This is a genomic window from Parasediminibacterium paludis (assembly GCF_042651445.1).
Classification (GTDB): domain Bacteria; phylum Bacteroidota; class Bacteroidia; order Chitinophagales; family Chitinophagaceae; genus Parasediminibacterium; species Parasediminibacterium paludis.
The window spans coordinates 61395-78997 of record NZ_JBHSDC010000003.1; the positions used below are offsets into that span (position 1 = coordinate 61395).

Consider the following 17603-nt stretch of genomic DNA (forward strand, 5'->3'; position numbering starts at 1 on the left):
AGTATTCATTAAATTACATGCTACTATATTTTGACACCTACTTATTATATTTATCCTTTGGGCGAGACTGCTGCTACCATTGCTTTTGAAGCTGTTATCAGCGAGCAGATTAACGATTTAGTAATTGCATTGTACAAACATTTACAAGCAGAACCCATTAAAGATGTGAAAGATGTGATACCTGCTTATCATACTATTACGTTAGTATTTGATAATAGTATAGTAAAGCAAGCAAGTGATGTGTTTACAACCATGAAACAACGCGCAGATATTGCAATTGCTGGTTGTAACTGGCAACAAACAATAGCACATGAAATTGTAGAAATACCTGTTTGTTACGATACTGCTTTTGGATTGGATATTGTGACTTTGGCTGCTGATAAAGGTATTTCAATAGATGAATTAATTCAAAGACACATTGCACGGCAATATCGTATTTATTGCATTGGCTTTTTACCAGGCTTTGCTTACATGGGTAATGTAGATGAGATACTTGCAACACCGCGTAGACAAGCCCCTAGAACTGCTGTAAAAGCAGGATCGGTGGGCATTGCAGGTGTACAAACAGGTGTCTATCCACTACAATCGCCTGCAGGCTGGAACATTATTGGTGAAACACCGTTGCAATTATTTAATGCAAATAGGGCAGAACCTGTATTACTTAAAATGGGTAATATGGTGCAGTTTAAGCCAATAACTTTAGCAGATTTTTTGTTAGAAAAAAATAAGCCTAGCGAAGCAAAAATATCGTCATCTACCTCATCCTATGGCATTACTATTTTAAAGCAAGGCATTGCAGATACGGTGCAAGATTTAGGTCGTTTTGGGTACCAACAATTTGGTATTAATCCTACTGGCGCTATGGATACAGTGGCTGCAAAAGTGGCTAATTTTTTAGTAGGTAATGCCGCTACAGAAGCCTTGTTTGAGCTACACTTTCCAGCTTCTGTTTTTCAATTTGATGTAGATGCTTTAATAGCATTAAGTGGTGCAGATTTTTGTGCCACCATAAACGACGAACCTATACCTAATAATACACCCATCATTGTAGCCGCAAACAGTATTTTAAAATTTACCAAGCTTGTTTCTGGCGCAAGATGTTATCTAGCTATAAGAGGTGGAATGACCATTGAAAAATGGCTAGGTAGTTATAGTACACATCTAAAAGCCAATGCTGGCGGCTTTTGTGGCCGTTTATTACAAAAAGGTGATGTAATTGCTATCAATAGAAATTTACTGCTGAAAGCATATTTGCAAGAAAAATCATTCGTAATACTGCAATGGCAAGCAGATGTTGCAGAGTTATATAAAGATGCCAATCATATTCAAATAGTAGCTGGCAACGAATACCAACTTTTAACGGAAGCATCTACAGATTTATTAACCGCTAGTAGCTTTGTCATTACTGTTAAAAGTGATAGGATGGCCTATCTGTTACATGGTATACCATTGCAGTTACAACAACCACTCTCGCTTATTTCTACCGCTGTAACAAGAGGTACTGTACAACTATTACCTAATGGCGAATTGATTGTGTTAATGGCCGACCATCAAACCATCGGTGGCTACCCTCGGGTGGGGCAAGTAGCACAAGTAGCATTGTCTAAACTCGCACAATTACAAGCGCATCAACGTATTAATTTTGCTATTATTTCTCAACAAGAAGCGGCTGAATTATTGTATTTACAACAGCAGTATTTGTTACATATACAAAATGCTTGTATCTTTAAATTGAAAGAATTTTTAGCAACATGATGTCTGTAGACCTTAACTGCGATTTGGGTGAGGGGTTTTTAAATGATGAATTGCTGTATCCTTATATCAGTAGCGCCAATATTGCTTGTGGTTATCATGCTGGCGATTTAGATACCATTACAAAATCTATTGAATATTGCCTGACGCATAATGTAGCGATTGGTGCGCATCCTGGCTTTAATGATAAACCAAATTTTGGCAGAACTGAGATACAATTATCTGCTGAACGCCTGCAGGACTTAGTGATGCATGAAATATTAGTCGTTCGTTTTTCGGCTATGAAAATGGGGGCTAAATTGCACCACGTGAAACTGCATGGTGCCATGTACAATATGGCTGCAAGAGATAAAGCGATGGCACTTACAATAGCTGATGCCATACATAGAGTAGATCCAAATTTAATTGTATATGGCCTTAGTGGTAGCTATTTAATTAGTGAAGCAAAAGCTTTGGGCTTACAAACTTGTAGTGAAGTATTTGCAGATAGAACCTATCAAGCTGATGGTAGCTTAACGGCAAGAAGTGAACCGAACGCTTTGATTAATTCAACAGAAGCATCCATTGCACAGGTATTACAAATGGTTCGGGAGCAAAGTGTTACTAGTGTAGATGGCTCCGTTGTACCCATAATAGCAGAAACCATTTGCCTGCACGGCGACGGTGAACATGCCGTAGCATTTGCCAAGCAAATTCATCAAACCCTAAAACAACATAACATTGACATTAAAGCCAAATAAATCATCTGCCATTTTAGGTGCTGCTTTTTTAATGGCTACCTCAGCCATTGGTCCAGGGTTTTTGACCCAAACAACTGTATTCACCCAACAACTTGCCGCAAGTTTTGGCTTTGTAATACTGTTATCGATTTTATTAGACATTGGTGCACAACTCAATATATGGCGTGTTATTACTATTAGTGAACTGCGGGCACAGGATTTAGCCAATACCATGCTACCTGGCTTGGGTTATTTTTTAGCCGCATTAATTGTTTTGGGTGGCTTAGCATTTAATATTGGCAATATTGCGGGTAGTGGGTTAGGGGTAAATGTATTAACTGGTCTCGATACAAAATACGGGGCAGTTATAAGTTGTGTTCTTGCTTTATTTATTTTTTGGATGAAAGAGGCAGGCAAGTTATTAGATGCGTTTACTAAGATACTTGGCGTATTAATGATACTGCTTACTATGTATGTTGCTATCAGTTCACATCCCCCAGTTGGTGATGCCATTGTACATAGCTTTTTGCCCAAAACTATTGATGTACAAACTATCGTTACCCTTGTAGGCGGTACAGTAGGCGGCTATATCAGTTTTTCGGGCGCACATAGATTATTAGATGCCGATGTGAAGGGCTTGCAAAGTATTCAAGCAGTCAATAAAAGTGCTGTTAGCGGTATTATTATTACAGGCATAATGCGTACGGTTTTGTTTTTGGCAGCCTTAGGTGTGGTAGCTAGCGGTGTTGCTATCGACGCGTCAAATCCTCCTGCATCGGTATTTAAAATTGCTGCAGGGAATATTGGCTATCGCTTTTTTGGTGTGGTAATGTGGAGCGCTGCAATCACATCTGTAGTTGGAGCGGCTTATACCTCTGTTTCCTTCTTAAAAACATTCCATCCATTTTTTCAGCGATACGAAAAAGCTTTGATAAATGGTTTTATTATTTTTTCAACCCTTGTATTTGTTATAGTAGGCCAACCCATTAAATTGTTAGTAATGGCAGGTGCATTAAACGGCTTAATATTACCAGTGGCGCTTGCAGTGATTTTAGTAGCTGCTAGAAATAAAACCTTGCTCAAAAACTATATACATCCATTGTGGATGCAATTGATAGGTTGGCTTGTAGTAATTGCTATGACTGTGCTTTGCATAATTACCATTTACAATTGGTTGCATAAATAATTACCACTTATCTTCTTCAGTAATATTATTGTCAGGTTGTTTGTACAATTGTCTAGTTATTATTTTTTCTTCTTGCCGTTTTATAATGGCATCGGCTATTATTTCACCAGCATTATTGTTAGATGGCAAAGCTAATAGTTGTTTAATGGTATTTTCTTTTACATCGATTCTATAGAGTAAAAATACCAACTTTTCAAAATCGGCATTAATAAGTTGATTGATATAGGCAGCTAATTCTTCCCTAAAATGATTGGTAAGTACTAAGCCTATTTCTTTCTCTAAATCTTTTTGTATTGTTTCATTGTTATCCATCATAGCAAATCATTTTATCAGTTCAATCAGCAGTTAAAATTTCTCCATCACACCAAGACCAAACAGGGCAAAGTCATATTTCACCGGGTCTTCAGCGTCAAGGGTGCGTAAATAGCTTGTTAATTCTAAAGCGGCTTGCCAATCTACCAATTGTCTATCTAATAGTTGAAAGCGCTTCGCTACTCTCGCCACATGTAAATCTATTGGGCAAATGAGTTGCGATGGTTTGATATTGTTCCATACACCAAAATCTACACCTGCATTATCACTGCGAACCATCCAACGCAAATACATATTTAGTCGCTTGCAAGAAGATTGCTTGTAAGGTGTGGCAATATGTTTTTTAGTGCGAGGTGGAAAATCTTCTAGCGAAAAAAAGTATTGGTGAAAGCCAATTAAGCCTTGTTCAATGGTTGTTTCGTTAGGGGATAACCATTTCGTAAATGCGGTTTCAAGCGATATGTGTTGTTGATAATGGAATTGCAAAAAGTGAACGAAATAGAGTAAGTCAGTTGTGTTGAATGTACGGTGCTTAAAAGCCAATAATTTTTTCAAATCTTGTGCTTGATGGTGCACAATAAAGTCATGCGGTGCATCATCCATAAGTTTTAGTAACTCATTGGTTTTGTTAATGATAGTAGTACGAATACCCCAAGCAAATATGGCTGCAAAAAAGCCAGCTATTTCAATGTCTTGCAACTTTGTAAAACGATGCGGTACACAGATAGGATCATCTTTTATAAAAGCAGGCTGATTGTATTGGGCAACTTTTGCATTAAAGAAATCAGTGAGATTGTTCATTTAAAAAAGTAAATAAAGGCTGTCACGTAAATTATTAAAAAGCCATTTGCAAGAACTACTCTTTGCCAAATTGGTAACCCTTTTTTTCCACTTGGCTAATTATTTTATTACCTCTATCGTCAAAATATGTCATAATAATTAAGCAAATTGCCATCAATAAAATTATAACAGGATATTTTAAACTGAAATTGAAATGAGATTGAAATTTGAAAATAATAGTGAAAGGCAAAATTGACGTAATGGCTAAAAAAGTACTTGCACCACAAATACCACCACCTTTCAAAGGTATCATTCTATTGATTTGCGAAGCAGTTTTATAAAAGCTATAAAAAATTAAATAAACTAGTTTCATCCTATTGCCTCATTCAAATCTGCTATCAAATCATCTGCATCTTCTATGCCTACACTTAATCGTATCAATGCATCGCTCAATCCATTTTTTAAGCGCTCTTCTCTTGGTATAGAGGCATGTGTCATAGTGGCTGGATGATTGATTAATGACTCTACGCCACCAAGGCTTTCAGCCAATGAAAATAATTTGGTACTCATCAATACGCGTTTGGTTGCAGCGTCGCTAGTATCTTTTAGTTCAAAGCTCATCATACCACCAAAATCACGCATTTGTTGCTTGGCTATAGTGTAGTTAGGATGATCAGTAAAACCGCACCACCACACTTTACCTACTTTGGGATGGTTACGTAAAAACTCGGCAACTTTTCTACCATTTTCGCAATGGCGCTGCATACGCACATGCAGGGTTTTTATACCTCGCAGTACTAAAAAGCAATCCATTGGCCCAGGTACTGCACCCGTACTTTTTTGTATAAAAAATAGTTGGTCTCTTAATGCTTCGTCATTCATCATCAAGCAGCCTTGTATTACATCGCTATGGCCGCCTAAATATTTGGTGGCAGAGTGCATCACTACGTCTGCACCAAGGTCTAGTGGATTTTGCAAATAGGGCGAAGCAAACGTATTATCTACACACAGCAGGGCTTTAGCACTTTTTGCGATAGTAGCTACCGCAGCAATGTCTGTAATATTCATTAGTGGATTAGTTGGTGTTTCAATCCAAATGAGCTTTGTTTTTGTAGTTATTGCAGCTTCAATATTTTTAGTATCAGTCGTGTCTACAAAAATAAATTTGATACCAAATTTTTCAAATACTTTGGTAAACAAACGATACGTACCTCCATACATATCATTGGCAGCAATTACTTCATCGCCTGGCGCAAGAAGTTTAATCATCGCATCTGTGGCCGCTACGCCACTACTAAAAGCCAAACCAAATTTACCATTTTCAATAGCAGCATAAGCTGTTTCAAGCGCTGCACGGGTTGGGTTGCCAGCTCTCGAGTAGTCGTAACCCTTATGCTCGTTGGGTGCGTCTTGTACAAATGTAGATGTTTGATAAATCGGCGTCATAATCGCACCTGTTGTTGGGTCAGGTTCTGCACCTGCATGTATAAATTTAGTGCCTATGCCTATAGAAGTATGTTCGTTCATGGTAGTAGTATTTTTTCCGTACACAATATTACGTTTTTGTAGCAAGCTAATGTTTGGGCTTTATATTAATGGTAGTTTTTAAGAAAACTGTTGAAGCGGGTTGTAATATTTTGTTTGCAATAAAAATAAATATTACAAATGAAATATTACAGTGTTGTAATAAAACTTTTGTAATAAAATAAAATATTACAACTTTAATATTACAATTGGCGTATTGAAGCGCTATACAAACGATCGCCTTTTAATTATTTGGTAAATAATTCTGCTGCACATAGGTAGCGCCAATCAAAATTATTAGCGCTGTGGGCAGCCTGTGGTTGGATAGCTTGTTTTAATACAGATGGTTGTAACACATTTTTTTCTACCAATATTTTCTTGCTATCTCTTACCATCCCTTGAATGGTTTTGTCTTGAAGCCATTGTTGTTGCGGTGGTTCGTAGCCTATTTTATTGGTGCGCCATACAATGCTGTCTGGCAATGTATTTACCATACTTTGCCTTAATACCCATTTGGTAAAGCCGTTTTGTATTTTGTAGGATGATGGTAGCGAGAAAATAAACTCTACCAATTGGTGCGATAAAAATGGCAGGCGTACTTCTCTGCCATGTGCCATGGAGTTTCTATCTGCGTAGCGTAGCAATTCTTCTAAACCAATTGTAAATGTATTGTAGCGCAACATATCTTCTAACGTATGAATAACGGGCTTTTGCAGCGTATCATCGTTGTAATATTTGGTATAAAAATCTTGGTTTAAATGGGCATGATGCAATTGTTGGTTAATAGCTTTTTGCTGTAATTTTTTTGCTGTTTTTTCTGGTAAATAAGCTGCGGCATAATTTTTTATGCCCCAACTTTCTAAAAATTGATGCTGTTGCAACAATTGTTTTTCACGCTTAAAACTGCTGTAATCTTTTTTAAGTAGCGCCTGTAAAAACCAATGGGTGTATTTTTTATAGCCGCCCAAAATTTCATCTGCGCCTTGCCCATCAAGAAGTACTGTAACCCCTTTTTCTTTGGCCAATTTATATACCATGAACTGCGTAAATACACTACTACTCTGCAAAGGTTCTTCTTGGTGGTACATTAGCTTTTGCCAATGTTCTATCCAATCATTTTCTGTGGGTGTAACCGTATGCTGTTGTAAATGAAATTGATCTACCACTATTTTGCTATAGGCGCTTTCATCTTTCTCAAAACCCGGAAAAATGGCGGAAAAAGTTTGTAGGTTGGATCGGATAGCTATCGGATTTGAAGTTTGTAGTTGCATGATGGCTGCTACAATGCTAGAACTATCTAGGCCGCCACTAAGGCTAGTGCCTACAGCTACATCGCTACGTAAACGCCTATTTACTGAGGTTGCAAATAAATCAGCAAACTTTTCAATCGTTTCTTTTTCACCCTTCACTATTTGCTGCTCACTATTTTCTGTTTTGTACCAACGCTTCATTTGTACCTTGCCTAAAGTGGGCTGAATACTTAAACAATGGCCTGGTGGCAGAGATAAAATATGGCTGTAAAAAGTTTGTGTTTTTTTGATGGGGTTTTGCAAATAGCCAAGCGTAATATAGTTCAATGCCATGGTGCCATTTAAATCTTTAGGTACACCCAAAGCCCAAAGCGCTTTCATTTCGCTAGCAAAAACAAAGCGTTCAAACTTACCACGTTGTTGGTATTGTGCATGGTAATACAAGGGCTTTTCGCCAAATCTATCTCGTGCAATAAAGACTTCTTTTGTGTTATTGTTGTATATGGCAAAGGCAAACATGCCATCGAAATGATGGTAACAATCTTTACCCCAACAATCATAGGCAGCAGGAATAACTTCTGTATCTGAATTGGTAGAGAATGTATAGCCTTGTTGTTGTAGCTCGTTTTTTAACTCGATATAATTATAAATCTCACCATTAAAGATGATGGTATAATGTAAATAGTGTAAAGGTTGAGCAGCATTGTTGGATAAATCTATTATAGATAATCGTCTATGACCAAACGCAACGGTATTATCATCGCTTTGCCATTGGCCTTCACCATTAGGGCCACGGTGTTGTAATGTATTTATCATTAGTTGCACCTGTTGAAGCGTTACTAATGGCGCGTATGGAGAAATAATGCCTGCAATACCACACATAATTTGTTTGTAATAAGGATGTTAAGTTACAGATAAATGTACATGCTATGCTACGATAAAAACGCAACAACGAACAAAGCGTTCATACTGAAAGCTAACGGTAGTGCATGCAAAGCCACTTAAATAGCATAATTGCCTTTGGCTAACAAAAAAATAACACGTTTACGTAGGCAAGTAACAATTTGTTCATCAATACTTCACATTTTAGTAATAGTGTGGTGTGAGTTTTGATTAACCCAATAAATACAATGAACAGACGTAACGTAGAAGTAGTGGTAATGAGCGATTTGCACTTAGGTACATATGGCTGTCATGCTACCGAAATAGTAAACTACTTAAAAAGCATTTCCCCTGAAGTTTTAATATTAAATGGCGACATCGTAGATGTTTGGCAATTTAATAAGCGCTATTTCCCTGTAGCGCACATGCAAGTAATAAAAGAAATTATGAACCTGCTTAGCAAAGGCACGAGAGTAATTTATATTACAGGTAATCATGATGAAATCATGCGCAGGTATAGCGGTATTCAGATGGGTAACTTTGAATTGACCGATAAGCTAGTGATGGAAATAAATGGCAAGATGACGTGGGTGTTCCATGGCGATGTGTTTGATGCAACCACAAAAGGCTGGGCAAAAATATTAGCGAAATTAGGCGGTCATGGCTACGACTTGTTAATTGTACTTAACAGATTTATCAATGCCATTCTGAAAGCTTTAGGCAAGGAAAAAATGAGTTTTAGTAAAAAGGTTAAAAATGGTGTGAAAAAAGCGGTGAGTTGGATTGGCGATTTTGAACAAACAGCAGCAGAATTAGCGATAGAAAAAAAATACGATTATGTGATTTGCGGACATATTCATCAACCACAAAAAAGAGAAATTGTTACCGAGAAAGGAAAAGTTACGTATCTTAACAGTGGTGATTGGATTGAAAACCTCACTGCTTTAGAATATCACGACAACGACTGGACGATTTACCACTACGACGAGAAAGCATTTAGCAATACTGCTGCACCTGTAGTAACAATGGAAAAAAGATTACCAAAGCTTGACGTGATGCCTGAAGAAATACTATTATTTGCCTCGAAGATTAGCATTGGCAGCGCTGTAAATGTATTGTTATGAGTAAGGGTTTACGCATATTTTATGCTGTTCAAGCAACAGGCAATGGGCATATTGCTAGGGCAATGGAGTTATTGCCTTATCTGCAGCAATATGGTACAGTAGATGTGTTTTTAAGTGGTAGTAATAGCAATTTAAATCCTGCCTTGCCAATTAAATATCGCAGCAAAGGTATTAGCTTGTTTTATGGTAATAGAGGTGGCTTAGACTATTGGAAAATGTGGAAAGAGCTTTCAGTAGCTAGTATTTACAAAGAGGCGAAAGCATTGCCATTAGAACAATATGATGTAGTGATTAATGATTTTGATAGCATCACCTCTTTGGCTTGTAAGTTGAAAGGGATTGCGTCTGTAAACTTTGGTCACCAAGCAAGTTTTAAAAGTAAACATACACCAAGACCAGCTAAAAAAGATTGGATGGGTGAGTTGGTATTGCAACATTATGCTACTGCTGAGCGCTATATTGGTTTACACTTTAAGCAATACGACGATTTTATTTTTAGCCCAATTATAAAAGACGATATTTTAAACGCCAACGTGGTTGATAATGGTCATGTAACGGTTTACTTGTCACATTATAGTGATGATGTGGTATTGCAAAGTTTACAAGCTTGTAAAGATGTGCGTTTTGAGGTATTCTCTAAAACAAAGCAACAAGCTGAAACAGTTGCCAACATTACGTTTAAGCCGATAAATAATAAAGCTTTTAACCAAAGCATGATGACGGCATATGGTATAATTACTGGTGCTGGTTTTGAAACCCCAGCCGAAGCATTGTACATGGGTAAACGTGTTATGTGTTTACCTATTCGTGGGCAATACGAGCAGCTTTGTAATGCCGAAGCTTTAAAAGATTTCAATGTACCCATTGTAGATAAGTTAACTGCCAATTTTCACTTGCAAGTAGCAGACTGGTTGCAACAAGCACCTCAAACGCAGTTACAATTGACCAACTCAACCTATGAGATTGTGCAGCAAGTAATTGAAACCGCAAGAAGCTTACAACCTGCAAAACCAGTGCAAGAATCGTTGTTGAGCGAGGAAGATTTTTTGGTGATGGGGTAATTGATTGTGCAAAGAGTTTACACATTTTCACCAGCTAATAATAATAATACCTGCCATGCAGCTTGTACGTTATTTTGTGCCAATAATTCCTTTGCATAACTGTGTAGTTCTTGTTCCATATCGGCTGCGTTTAACGCATAGTATTGAAAAATATGTTTCAATTTATCGTCTGTGAATGTCGCATCCACAAAAGGTATTTCTACAACATTGGCAAGTTGCGCTAAATTATTGCCAGTTAAAATATGGCTATTACGAATACTACTTGGTAGGGCATCTACGCCAATGGCAATTTGTGTGGTGGGTTTATCAATTTCAAATAAGTTGGTAGCGTCTACCTTGCAATACCAATCACCGCCAAGTCTCGCTACAAGTGCTAATTTCTTGGGGTCTATCATATTACCAGCACTATTTAAAATAGTATCATGAACATGCATATTTAATATTTCTGCAATTACCAATTGCCCAGCACCACCATTGTCTCCTAAGCTTTTTACCTCAAGTACCTTGCATTCAAGCTGCACTTTGGCTTCTTGAACCATGGGTGGTTTTACTAATATGGCAGGCGTTTTTGTAAAACCCGATTTTATAAATTCATCAGTACTTTTTGCGAATTCACAACTACTTAAACTCATCTGCTGCACCATATCATAATCGCAAATATTAATAACTACTTCTGGTACTTCTAAAATATTTTGTAAAGTATGCTTGGTACTGCCATCTCGCATTTTTCTTACCACCGAGAAAACAACAATAGCGGGTTTATACGATACTAAATTAAAGAAGCTAAATGGGCTTAAATTGACATTGCCACTTGCATCTATTGTACTGGCAAAACAAATAGGTCTTGGGGCAATAGCAAACTGCAACCATTGTTGGTATTGTGCTACGGGCGTTTCTGATATATTAATGTGCATACTCTTCTTGTTTAATGGATTGTAATCTCTTTTTAAAATTGACTTTTCAAGTTTTTAACAATAATACACGAATAAACTTGTAAGTTTTAGCTAACGGCTGCGTTTTTAAAGACAAAATAATTTGTTATGAAAATTTTATTAATTACGATACTATCTTTTGTTATTTGTTCCTGCAATGGGCAACACAACGACGCACCAGTAAATTTAAATGTGTCCCAAAAACCTATTGTGGTTGAATTGTTTACTTCAGAAGGCTGTTCTTCATGCCCTTCGGCAGATAAGTTGCTAGCAAATATTAGTGATAAAAATCAGCAGGTATTACTCTTATCTTTTCATGTAGATTATTGGAATAGATTGGGTTGGGTAGATAGTTTTAGTAACGCAATGTATACCAATCGACAGTATGATTATGCTGCGAAAATGCAATTATCAAGCGTGTACACGCCGCAAATTGTTGTGAACGGCCAAGCTGAAACAGTTGGCAGTAATAGTACCAAAGTAAATAAATTATTAGCAGCGAATTATTTGTCTGCACAAATCATTAACAAGGTTGATGCAAGTATTAATAACAAACAAATAGTTGTTACAATAGACCATGGTAATCTAGGAAAAGATAATGAGCTATTGGTATTGTTAGTACAACCATCTGCTTCAACAAAAGTTAAAGCGGGCGAAAATGAAGGGAGTCTGTTACAGCATAAAAACGTAGTAAGAAGCATGGTTGTTATGCCCGTTGGTACTCAAACCACCACATTAAGCGCACCATTTATAAGTAATGATTGGCAAGTAGTGGCGTTGGTACAAAACAAATACAACTTACAAATAGTCGATGCGAAACAAACCATTGTTCATTCATCTAATGGACACTAATATTTAATAAATACAATGCTAGTTATTATGCTAAATCGGTTTTCTATTTGCAGTTAAAAAGTCTCTAATGCTTATTAAGTCGCCCTCTTTTTTAAGGTCATTCACTAGGCGATATAATTTATCTATTAGTACCTTACCGCACTGGCGTTTGGTATAAGTAGGTAAGGCAGTGTTGGCAATGGCATCTGTAAATTCCCAAGGGTGATGATACAAACATACATAACCATCTTTTTTAAGTGTTTGAATCACTAATTTTTTAAATAGAACGTAAGGCATATTTTTAAAAGCTAACCAAAATAGCGGTATTCTCAAATTTGGCGTTACCGATGCAGGTATTCTTGTCATGGCTTCCTCTTGGTACACAGTTCTCGGCAGGTGTAAATTATTATAACGACCTGGTAAAAAGGTAGGATTGATAGAGGAATCGTATGTGTAACCAGCTTTCAATACTTCATGTATTGCTACTTTGCGCATACGAGGCATACGCAAACCAGTAACAGGTGTTTGTGTAATGGCTTCTAGTGCTAAACGAGATGACAATAAATGTGCATCTTCAAAACTTGAGTGGTAATAAGTATGCGATGCAATTTCGTGTTGCTGCGCTAATGATTTGATTATTTCAGGAAAATTGATTGCATAAGTAGCGGTGGTAAATAAAGTCGTGCTAATACTTTTATCGTTCAGTATAGGTACAATCGCATCAAGTCCTAGCTTGCCAATATGCAATTGCTCTTTTAACGAGATATCTTGTTGATATTCCAACGGCATGTCAAATTCTTCTACATCAAAGCTCAATAAAATCGATCGGCGCATTTATAGGTTACTTTCTTTAATAATATAATGTGGGCGCTCTTTGCTTTGCATAAATAATTTACCTAAATACATACCAATAATACCAAGAATCATTAATTGTAAACCACCAAAAAATGCAATGGTTACAATCATGGAAGCCCAACCAGAAATAGGATGACCAAAGGCTAAGCTGTATATAACATAGGGTATATACAATAATGATAATAGCGAAAATGTAAATCCAAGATAAGTAGCGATGGCTAGCGGTTTTAAACTAAAAGATGTTATACCTCTTAGCGCTAGTTGCATCATCTTTTTATAGGTATATTTACTTTTGCCTTCTTTACGTTCGGCGGGTTCGTATTCAATACCAACTTGTTTAAAGCCAAGCCATTTTACAAGGCCGCGCCAAAATAAATCTGCCTCCTTGAACCCCCTAAAAATTTCCACCACACGTTTATCCATTAACCTAAAATCGGCGGTGCCACTTTCAAGTTCTATATCAGATAATCGATTTAAAATATTGTAAAAAAGGGTTGATGTTTTACGTTTCATCAAAGGCATTTCTTGGTGATCGTTGCGTATAGTGTACACAATATCGTTGCCTTGCTCCCATTGTTCTATTAAAATAGGAATTAATTCTGGCGGATGTTGTAAATCACCATCCATGGTAATTACGGCATCTCCGTCACTAAAATCGAAGCCAGCTTTTAATGCATTTTGATGACCAAAATTTCTTGAAAATGAAATAAAGAAAATATTCTCGTATTGTTTAGCAAAAATTTTAATTCTGTCTAAAGTGTCATCGTCACTACCATCATCTATATAAGTAATAGTGTAAGTATAAGGTAAAGGATACATTACTTCTTGTAATGCTTTTACCATGGTAGGTATATTGCCTTTTTCGTTGCATACAGGTATTACTATCGATATTTTCTTAGGCATAAAATTGCAAGCAAAAGTTTAAAAAATCAATATGTTCAAAATATCTGCCGTATCCATTTAATAGTCGTAAACGGCAAATTAACAAAATAGTGACCACTTTCAGCGAATTAACTAGAATGCGTTTTGCCATCTACAAAAACATAACATAAAATACCTGTAATAAGCTGTTAAAAAACTACTTTTGCCGCCTTAATAAAACAAACAATATGAGTAAAGGACCAGTTTCTCAATTTATAGAACATCACTATCGCCACTTTAATGCGGCTGCTTTAATAGATGCTGCCAAAGGCTACGAAACGCATTTGCTAGAAGGTGGCAAAATGATGGTTACGCTTGCAGGCGCTATGAGTACGGCAGAGTTGGGTATTTCTTTTGCCGAAATGATTCGCCAAGGTAAGGTAGATATTATTAGCTGCACAGGCGCTAATTTAGAAGAAGATGTGATGAACTTGGTTGCGCACAGTCACTACAAGCGTGTACCTAATTACCGCGATTTAACGCCACAAGATGAGTGGGATTTATTAGAAAACCACTACAACCGTGTAACCGATACTTGCATACCAGAAGAAGAAGCTTTTCGTCGTTTACAAAAACATTTGGTTAAGCAGTGGAAAGATGCAGAAGCTGCTGGCGAACGCTATTTTCCGCATGAGTTTTTATACAAAACCGTGTTAAGTGGCGAGCTAGAACAGTATTACGAAATTGATCCAAAAAATAGCTGGATTGTAGCGGCTGCTGAAAGAAATATTCCTATAGTTGTGCCAGGTTGGGAAGATAGTACCACAGGTAACATTTTTGCGAGCTACGTGATTAAAGGCGAGCTAAAAGCAAGTACTGTAAAAAGTGGGATTGAATACATGGTATTTTTAACTGAGTGGTACAGAGCCAATAGTGCTGGTAAAGGTGTTGGTTTCTTCCAAATTGGTGGTGGTATTGCAGGTGATTTTCCTATTTGCGTAGTACCGATGATGTACCAAGACTTAGAGTGGCATGATGTTCCTTTCTGGAGTTATTTCTGCCAAATTTCTGATTCTACCACCTCTTATGGTAGCTATTCTGGTGCCGTACCAAACGAAAAAATTACTTGGGGCAAATTAGATATAAATACACCTAAGTTTATTGTAGAAAGCGATGCAACGATTGTTGCACCGTTAATTTTTGCATGGATTTTGGGGCTGTAATAGAAACCGCTTATTGTAATGATTTAAGTGATTGAATGATAATAAATAAATAGCCGATGCATTTTGTATCGGCTATTCTTTTTGATTAGACCTTGAATTTTTTTAAAAACCTCAAGATTTATAAATCTACAAAAATTACGTTCTCCTAACAGTGTAACTACCTACAACAGTAATACCCTCATCCGAAACAGGTTCTTTTTGTTTCAATTTGTACAATAGTTTTTTTATTTTGTTTTTAAGCGCTTCTGATACTGGAGGTTCGTCTATCACTTGAAAATATACAGGTACTATTAAGCTAAAGGGCTGCTTTAGCAATGGGCTGTATTTCGTGTTAATATATTTAGCTGTAGCATAATTACCAACTGGCAATTTAAAATGGTCATCACTTACGTACAATGAAGTTAGACTGATGAAACTATCTTTTTTAGATACTCGCAACAAATTGACACCCGATAAATAAGTATCTTCTGGGTAGCCTATATATCGCTGTAATGCACGTTTTACAATCGAATCATATTGGTGATATTGTTGTGCTTTAGATAAAAAAGGTATCGCTACAATTATAAACAAGCTTGTTAGTTTCTTAATCATGATAATTTGTTTAATTACTATAATGCGATAATTACAAAAAATACATAAAGAAATAAGTTGTTTTTCTTTCTATTAAAAGTAAGCTTTTTCGATTCAGTTTATTTAACTAGCATTATTGCATTTGTATTTGTTTCCTAATCTTCTCTTTTACATTTAAATACTGCTGCTGGCCCCAATATTTCGCCCTTTTTTCGCTTCGCAAAAGCCCCATTAACTAATAAATAGCCTTCTGTATAGTAAAATAAGTACAATTAACCGGTTAGAGGTGCTTTTTTCACTTCGCGAAAGTGGTTTTAACCAGTATATTGGCTTTTGTATAGTAAAAAAAGCATAATTAATCAGTTGCTGGTGCTTTTTCACTTCGCAAAAATCGGATTTAACCAGTAAATACGATTTTGTATAACAAAAAAATATAGCACAAATGTTTTGTTATATGACTTTGGGTTGTATTTTAGTATTTCAAAAAAATACCAATTATGATTACAAAAGCAACCACGTCTCGCTACCTACTTGGCGACTTTATCAACTTTATTAAAAACATCCTAGTTATTATTACAGGCAATGCCATTGTAGCATCAGAAATAAAAACCTTTACTGAAGCATTACAAGCAAAACATTTACAAATAGATGCAGCCTATGCCTACCAAAAAGATAGCCCAGAAAGCAAAGAAATTGAAACCCAAGATGTAAGGCGTGATGTGGCTTTTATGGGTATTAAAACAGTAGCCAATGGTTTTGCCATGCATTTTGATGAAGCAAAAAGGCAAGCCGCCAAAGCGATATTAGCATGTATAGCCAAATATGGTAAAGATATTCAAGTACAAAGCGATACGACAGAAACTACCATATTAGACAAAATGGTAACCGACTTTGAAACCGACCCTATTTTGGTAGCTGCATGTGAAACCTTAGGCATTACTAGTTGGGTAGGCGAATTAAAAGCTGCTAACCAAAAATTTAACGCTAAGTTTTTAGAGCGCAACAAAAAGTACGCTTTAAAACCTAAAGAGAGTGCTAGTGAACTAAAACCACAGGTAACAAAAGTGTACGAAGCATTGATGGTGCAAATAGATAGCAGAAATAATATAGATACTACGGGTAAATACACACCATTAGTAAATGAAATAAATGCGTTAATAGCGCAGCACAATAATAAAGTAACTGCAAGAGAAAGTAGCGGTGGTAATGCTTCTACTGCAGCACCTAAAGGATAAGTGTTTTAAGCTGAGTAATAAACAATATAGCCGATGCATCTTGCATCGGCTATATTGTTTATTAATGTGAATGGTTCTAATTTCTTAATTAGGCTACTTCCAGTAATGCGCTTTCAGTTGCAGGTTCTGGTATTATCAAACCTTCTTCTTGCATACCTTCTATATGAAACGTAATTGCTTCTTTTATAAGTTGCGTCACTTCTTCTTTAGTACTACCACTTGCAATACAACCTTCCAAATCAGGTACATAAGCACTATAGCCAGTTTCTGTTTTTTCGTATAATACTAAGTATGTCATTACTTTCTTAGTTGAGCTTGTTTTAAAATACTGTTTAATGTGCCAGGTGCAATATCGTCACTCTCTTTATGACAAGCAATTGTAACTAGTCCTTGTTTTATCGGATGTTTATATTGCTTGTGACTACCTTTTTGCCTTACTACAAACCATCCATCTGCCTCAATCAGCTTTATCACGTCCTTGCATTTCATGCATTGTTTTCGACTAA

General features: G+C 36.6%; 19 protein-coding genes. 8 read left to right on the top strand and 11 right to left on the bottom strand.

Annotation, left to right across the window (positions count from 1 at the left end; genetic code table 11):
* Positions 1–30: 30 nt before the first annotated feature.
* The 3 genes from pxpB to ACFOW1_RS04000 are packed head-to-tail and all read left to right on the top strand — an operon-like array spanning position 31 to position 3657.
* The gene (pxpB, locus tag ACFOW1_RS03990) at positions 31–1755 is read left to right on the top strand and encodes a 5-oxoprolinase subunit PxpB (RefSeq protein ID WP_379012423.1); all 1725 of its coding nucleotides are present in this window, start codon (positions 31–33) and stop codon (positions 1753–1755) included.
* Positions 1752–2492, top strand: a complete 741-nt coding sequence (locus tag ACFOW1_RS03995) for a 5-oxoprolinase subunit PxpA (protein WP_379012424.1) — start codon at positions 1752–1754, stop codon at positions 2490–2492. The genes pxpB and ACFOW1_RS03995 overlap by 4 nt, the downstream gene beginning before the upstream one ends.
* Entirely contained in the window at positions 2473–3657 is a 1185-nt protein-coding gene (locus ACFOW1_RS04000) for an NRAMP family divalent metal transporter (protein ID WP_379012425.1), read from the top strand. Before ACFOW1_RS03995 ends, ACFOW1_RS04000 begins: the two co-directional genes overlap by 20 nt.
* Here ACFOW1_RS04000 and ACFOW1_RS04005 read toward each other — a convergent pair whose 3' ends face one another.
* The 5 genes from ACFOW1_RS04005 to asnB form a co-directional block, all read right to left on the bottom strand.
* A complete protein-coding gene (locus tag ACFOW1_RS04005) occupies positions 3658–3972 on the bottom strand; it encodes a hypothetical protein (protein WP_379012426.1) in 315 nt (104 codons plus the stop codon).
* A 30-nt stretch (positions 3973–4002) separates the two neighbouring features.
* On the bottom strand, positions 4003–4770 hold the full coding sequence (locus tag ACFOW1_RS04010; protein ID WP_379012427.1) for a TIGR02757 family protein: 768 nt from the start codon (positions 4768–4770) through the stop codon (positions 4003–4005).
* 55 nt (positions 4771–4825) lie between these two features.
* The gene (locus tag ACFOW1_RS04015; protein ID WP_379012428.1) at positions 4826–5062 is read right to left on the bottom strand and encodes a hypothetical protein; all 237 of its coding nucleotides are present in this window, start codon (positions 5060–5062) and stop codon (positions 4826–4828) included.
* 56 nt (positions 5063–5118) lie between these two features.
* Positions 5119–6276: a cystathionine gamma-synthase gene (locus ACFOW1_RS04020; protein WP_379012429.1), complete on the bottom strand. Its 1158-nt coding sequence runs from the start codon at positions 6274–6276 to the stop codon at positions 5119–5121.
* A gap of 245 nt (positions 6277–6521) precedes the next feature.
* Positions 6522–8405: an asparagine synthase (glutamine-hydrolyzing) gene (gene asnB, locus ACFOW1_RS04025; RefSeq protein ID WP_379012430.1), complete on the bottom strand. Its 1884-nt coding sequence runs from the start codon at positions 8403–8405 to the stop codon at positions 6522–6524.
* A gap of 248 nt (positions 8406–8653) precedes the next feature.
* Between asnB and ACFOW1_RS04030 the strand changes: the two genes are divergently transcribed.
* Complete coding sequence (locus ACFOW1_RS04030) at positions 8654–9529, top strand: UDP-2,3-diacylglucosamine diphosphatase (RefSeq protein ID WP_379012431.1); 876 nt, start codon at positions 8654–8656, stop codon at positions 9527–9529.
* Positions 9526–10590: a glycosyltransferase family protein gene (locus ACFOW1_RS04035; RefSeq protein ID WP_379012432.1), complete on the top strand. Its 1065-nt coding sequence runs from the start codon at positions 9526–9528 to the stop codon at positions 10588–10590. Before ACFOW1_RS04030 ends, ACFOW1_RS04035 begins: the two co-directional genes overlap by 4 nt.
* Before the next feature lie 17 nt (positions 10591–10607).
* Here ACFOW1_RS04035 and ACFOW1_RS04040 read toward each other — a convergent pair whose 3' ends face one another.
* Positions 10608–11504: a flavin reductase family protein gene (locus ACFOW1_RS04040; RefSeq protein ID WP_379012433.1), complete on the bottom strand. Its 897-nt coding sequence runs from the start codon at positions 11502–11504 to the stop codon at positions 10608–10610.
* A 126-nt stretch (positions 11505–11630) separates the two neighbouring features.
* Between ACFOW1_RS04040 and ACFOW1_RS04045 the strand changes: the two genes are divergently transcribed.
* Positions 11631–12374, top strand: coding sequence for a DUF1223 domain-containing protein (locus tag ACFOW1_RS04045; RefSeq protein WP_379012434.1), 744 nt, complete (start codon positions 11631–11633; stop codon positions 12372–12374).
* 30 nt (positions 12375–12404) lie between these two features.
* On the opposite strand, the gene ACFOW1_RS04050 is transcribed toward ACFOW1_RS04045, so the two are convergent.
* Both ACFOW1_RS04050 and ACFOW1_RS04055 read right to left on the bottom strand, forming a co-directional pair.
* A complete protein-coding gene (locus ACFOW1_RS04050) occupies positions 12405–13187 on the bottom strand; it encodes a polysaccharide deacetylase family protein (protein WP_379012435.1) in 783 nt (260 codons plus the stop codon).
* The gene (locus ACFOW1_RS04055; protein ID WP_379012436.1) at positions 13188–14111 is read right to left on the bottom strand and encodes a glycosyltransferase family 2 protein; all 924 of its coding nucleotides are present in this window, start codon (positions 14109–14111) and stop codon (positions 13188–13190) included. It lies immediately after the preceding gene.
* 206 nt (positions 14112–14317) lie between these two features.
* On the opposite strand from ACFOW1_RS04055, the gene ACFOW1_RS04060 reads away from it, so the two are divergent.
* The gene (locus ACFOW1_RS04060; RefSeq protein ID WP_379012437.1) at positions 14318–15292 is read left to right on the top strand and encodes a deoxyhypusine synthase family protein; all 975 of its coding nucleotides are present in this window, start codon (positions 14318–14320) and stop codon (positions 15290–15292) included.
* A gap of 135 nt (positions 15293–15427) precedes the next feature.
* Here the strand turns inward: ACFOW1_RS04060 and ACFOW1_RS04065 are convergent, their stop codons facing one another.
* On the bottom strand, positions 15428–15883 hold the full coding sequence (locus tag ACFOW1_RS04065; protein ID WP_379012438.1) for a hypothetical protein: 456 nt from the start codon (positions 15881–15883) through the stop codon (positions 15428–15430).
* 476 nt (positions 15884–16359) lie between these two features.
* On the opposite strand from ACFOW1_RS04065, the gene ACFOW1_RS04070 reads away from it, so the two are divergent.
* Positions 16360–17097, top strand: a complete 738-nt coding sequence (locus tag ACFOW1_RS04070) for a DUF6261 family protein (protein WP_379012439.1) — start codon at positions 16360–16362, stop codon at positions 17095–17097.
* A gap of 88 nt (positions 17098–17185) precedes the next feature.
* Here ACFOW1_RS04070 and ACFOW1_RS04075 read toward each other — a convergent pair whose 3' ends face one another.
* Both ACFOW1_RS04075 and ACFOW1_RS04080 read right to left on the bottom strand, forming a co-directional pair.
* Positions 17186–17395 carry a type II toxin-antitoxin system HicB family antitoxin gene (locus ACFOW1_RS04075; protein WP_379012440.1) on the bottom strand — a complete coding sequence of 70 codons (210 nt, stop codon included), beginning with the start codon at positions 17393–17395 and terminating at the stop codon, positions 17186–17188.
* Positions 17395–17586, bottom strand: a complete 192-nt coding sequence (locus ACFOW1_RS04080) for a type II toxin-antitoxin system HicA family toxin (RefSeq protein WP_379012441.1) — start codon at positions 17584–17586, stop codon at positions 17395–17397. The genes ACFOW1_RS04075 and ACFOW1_RS04080 overlap by 1 nt, the downstream gene beginning before the upstream one ends.
* Positions 17587–17603 lie beyond the last annotated feature (17 nt).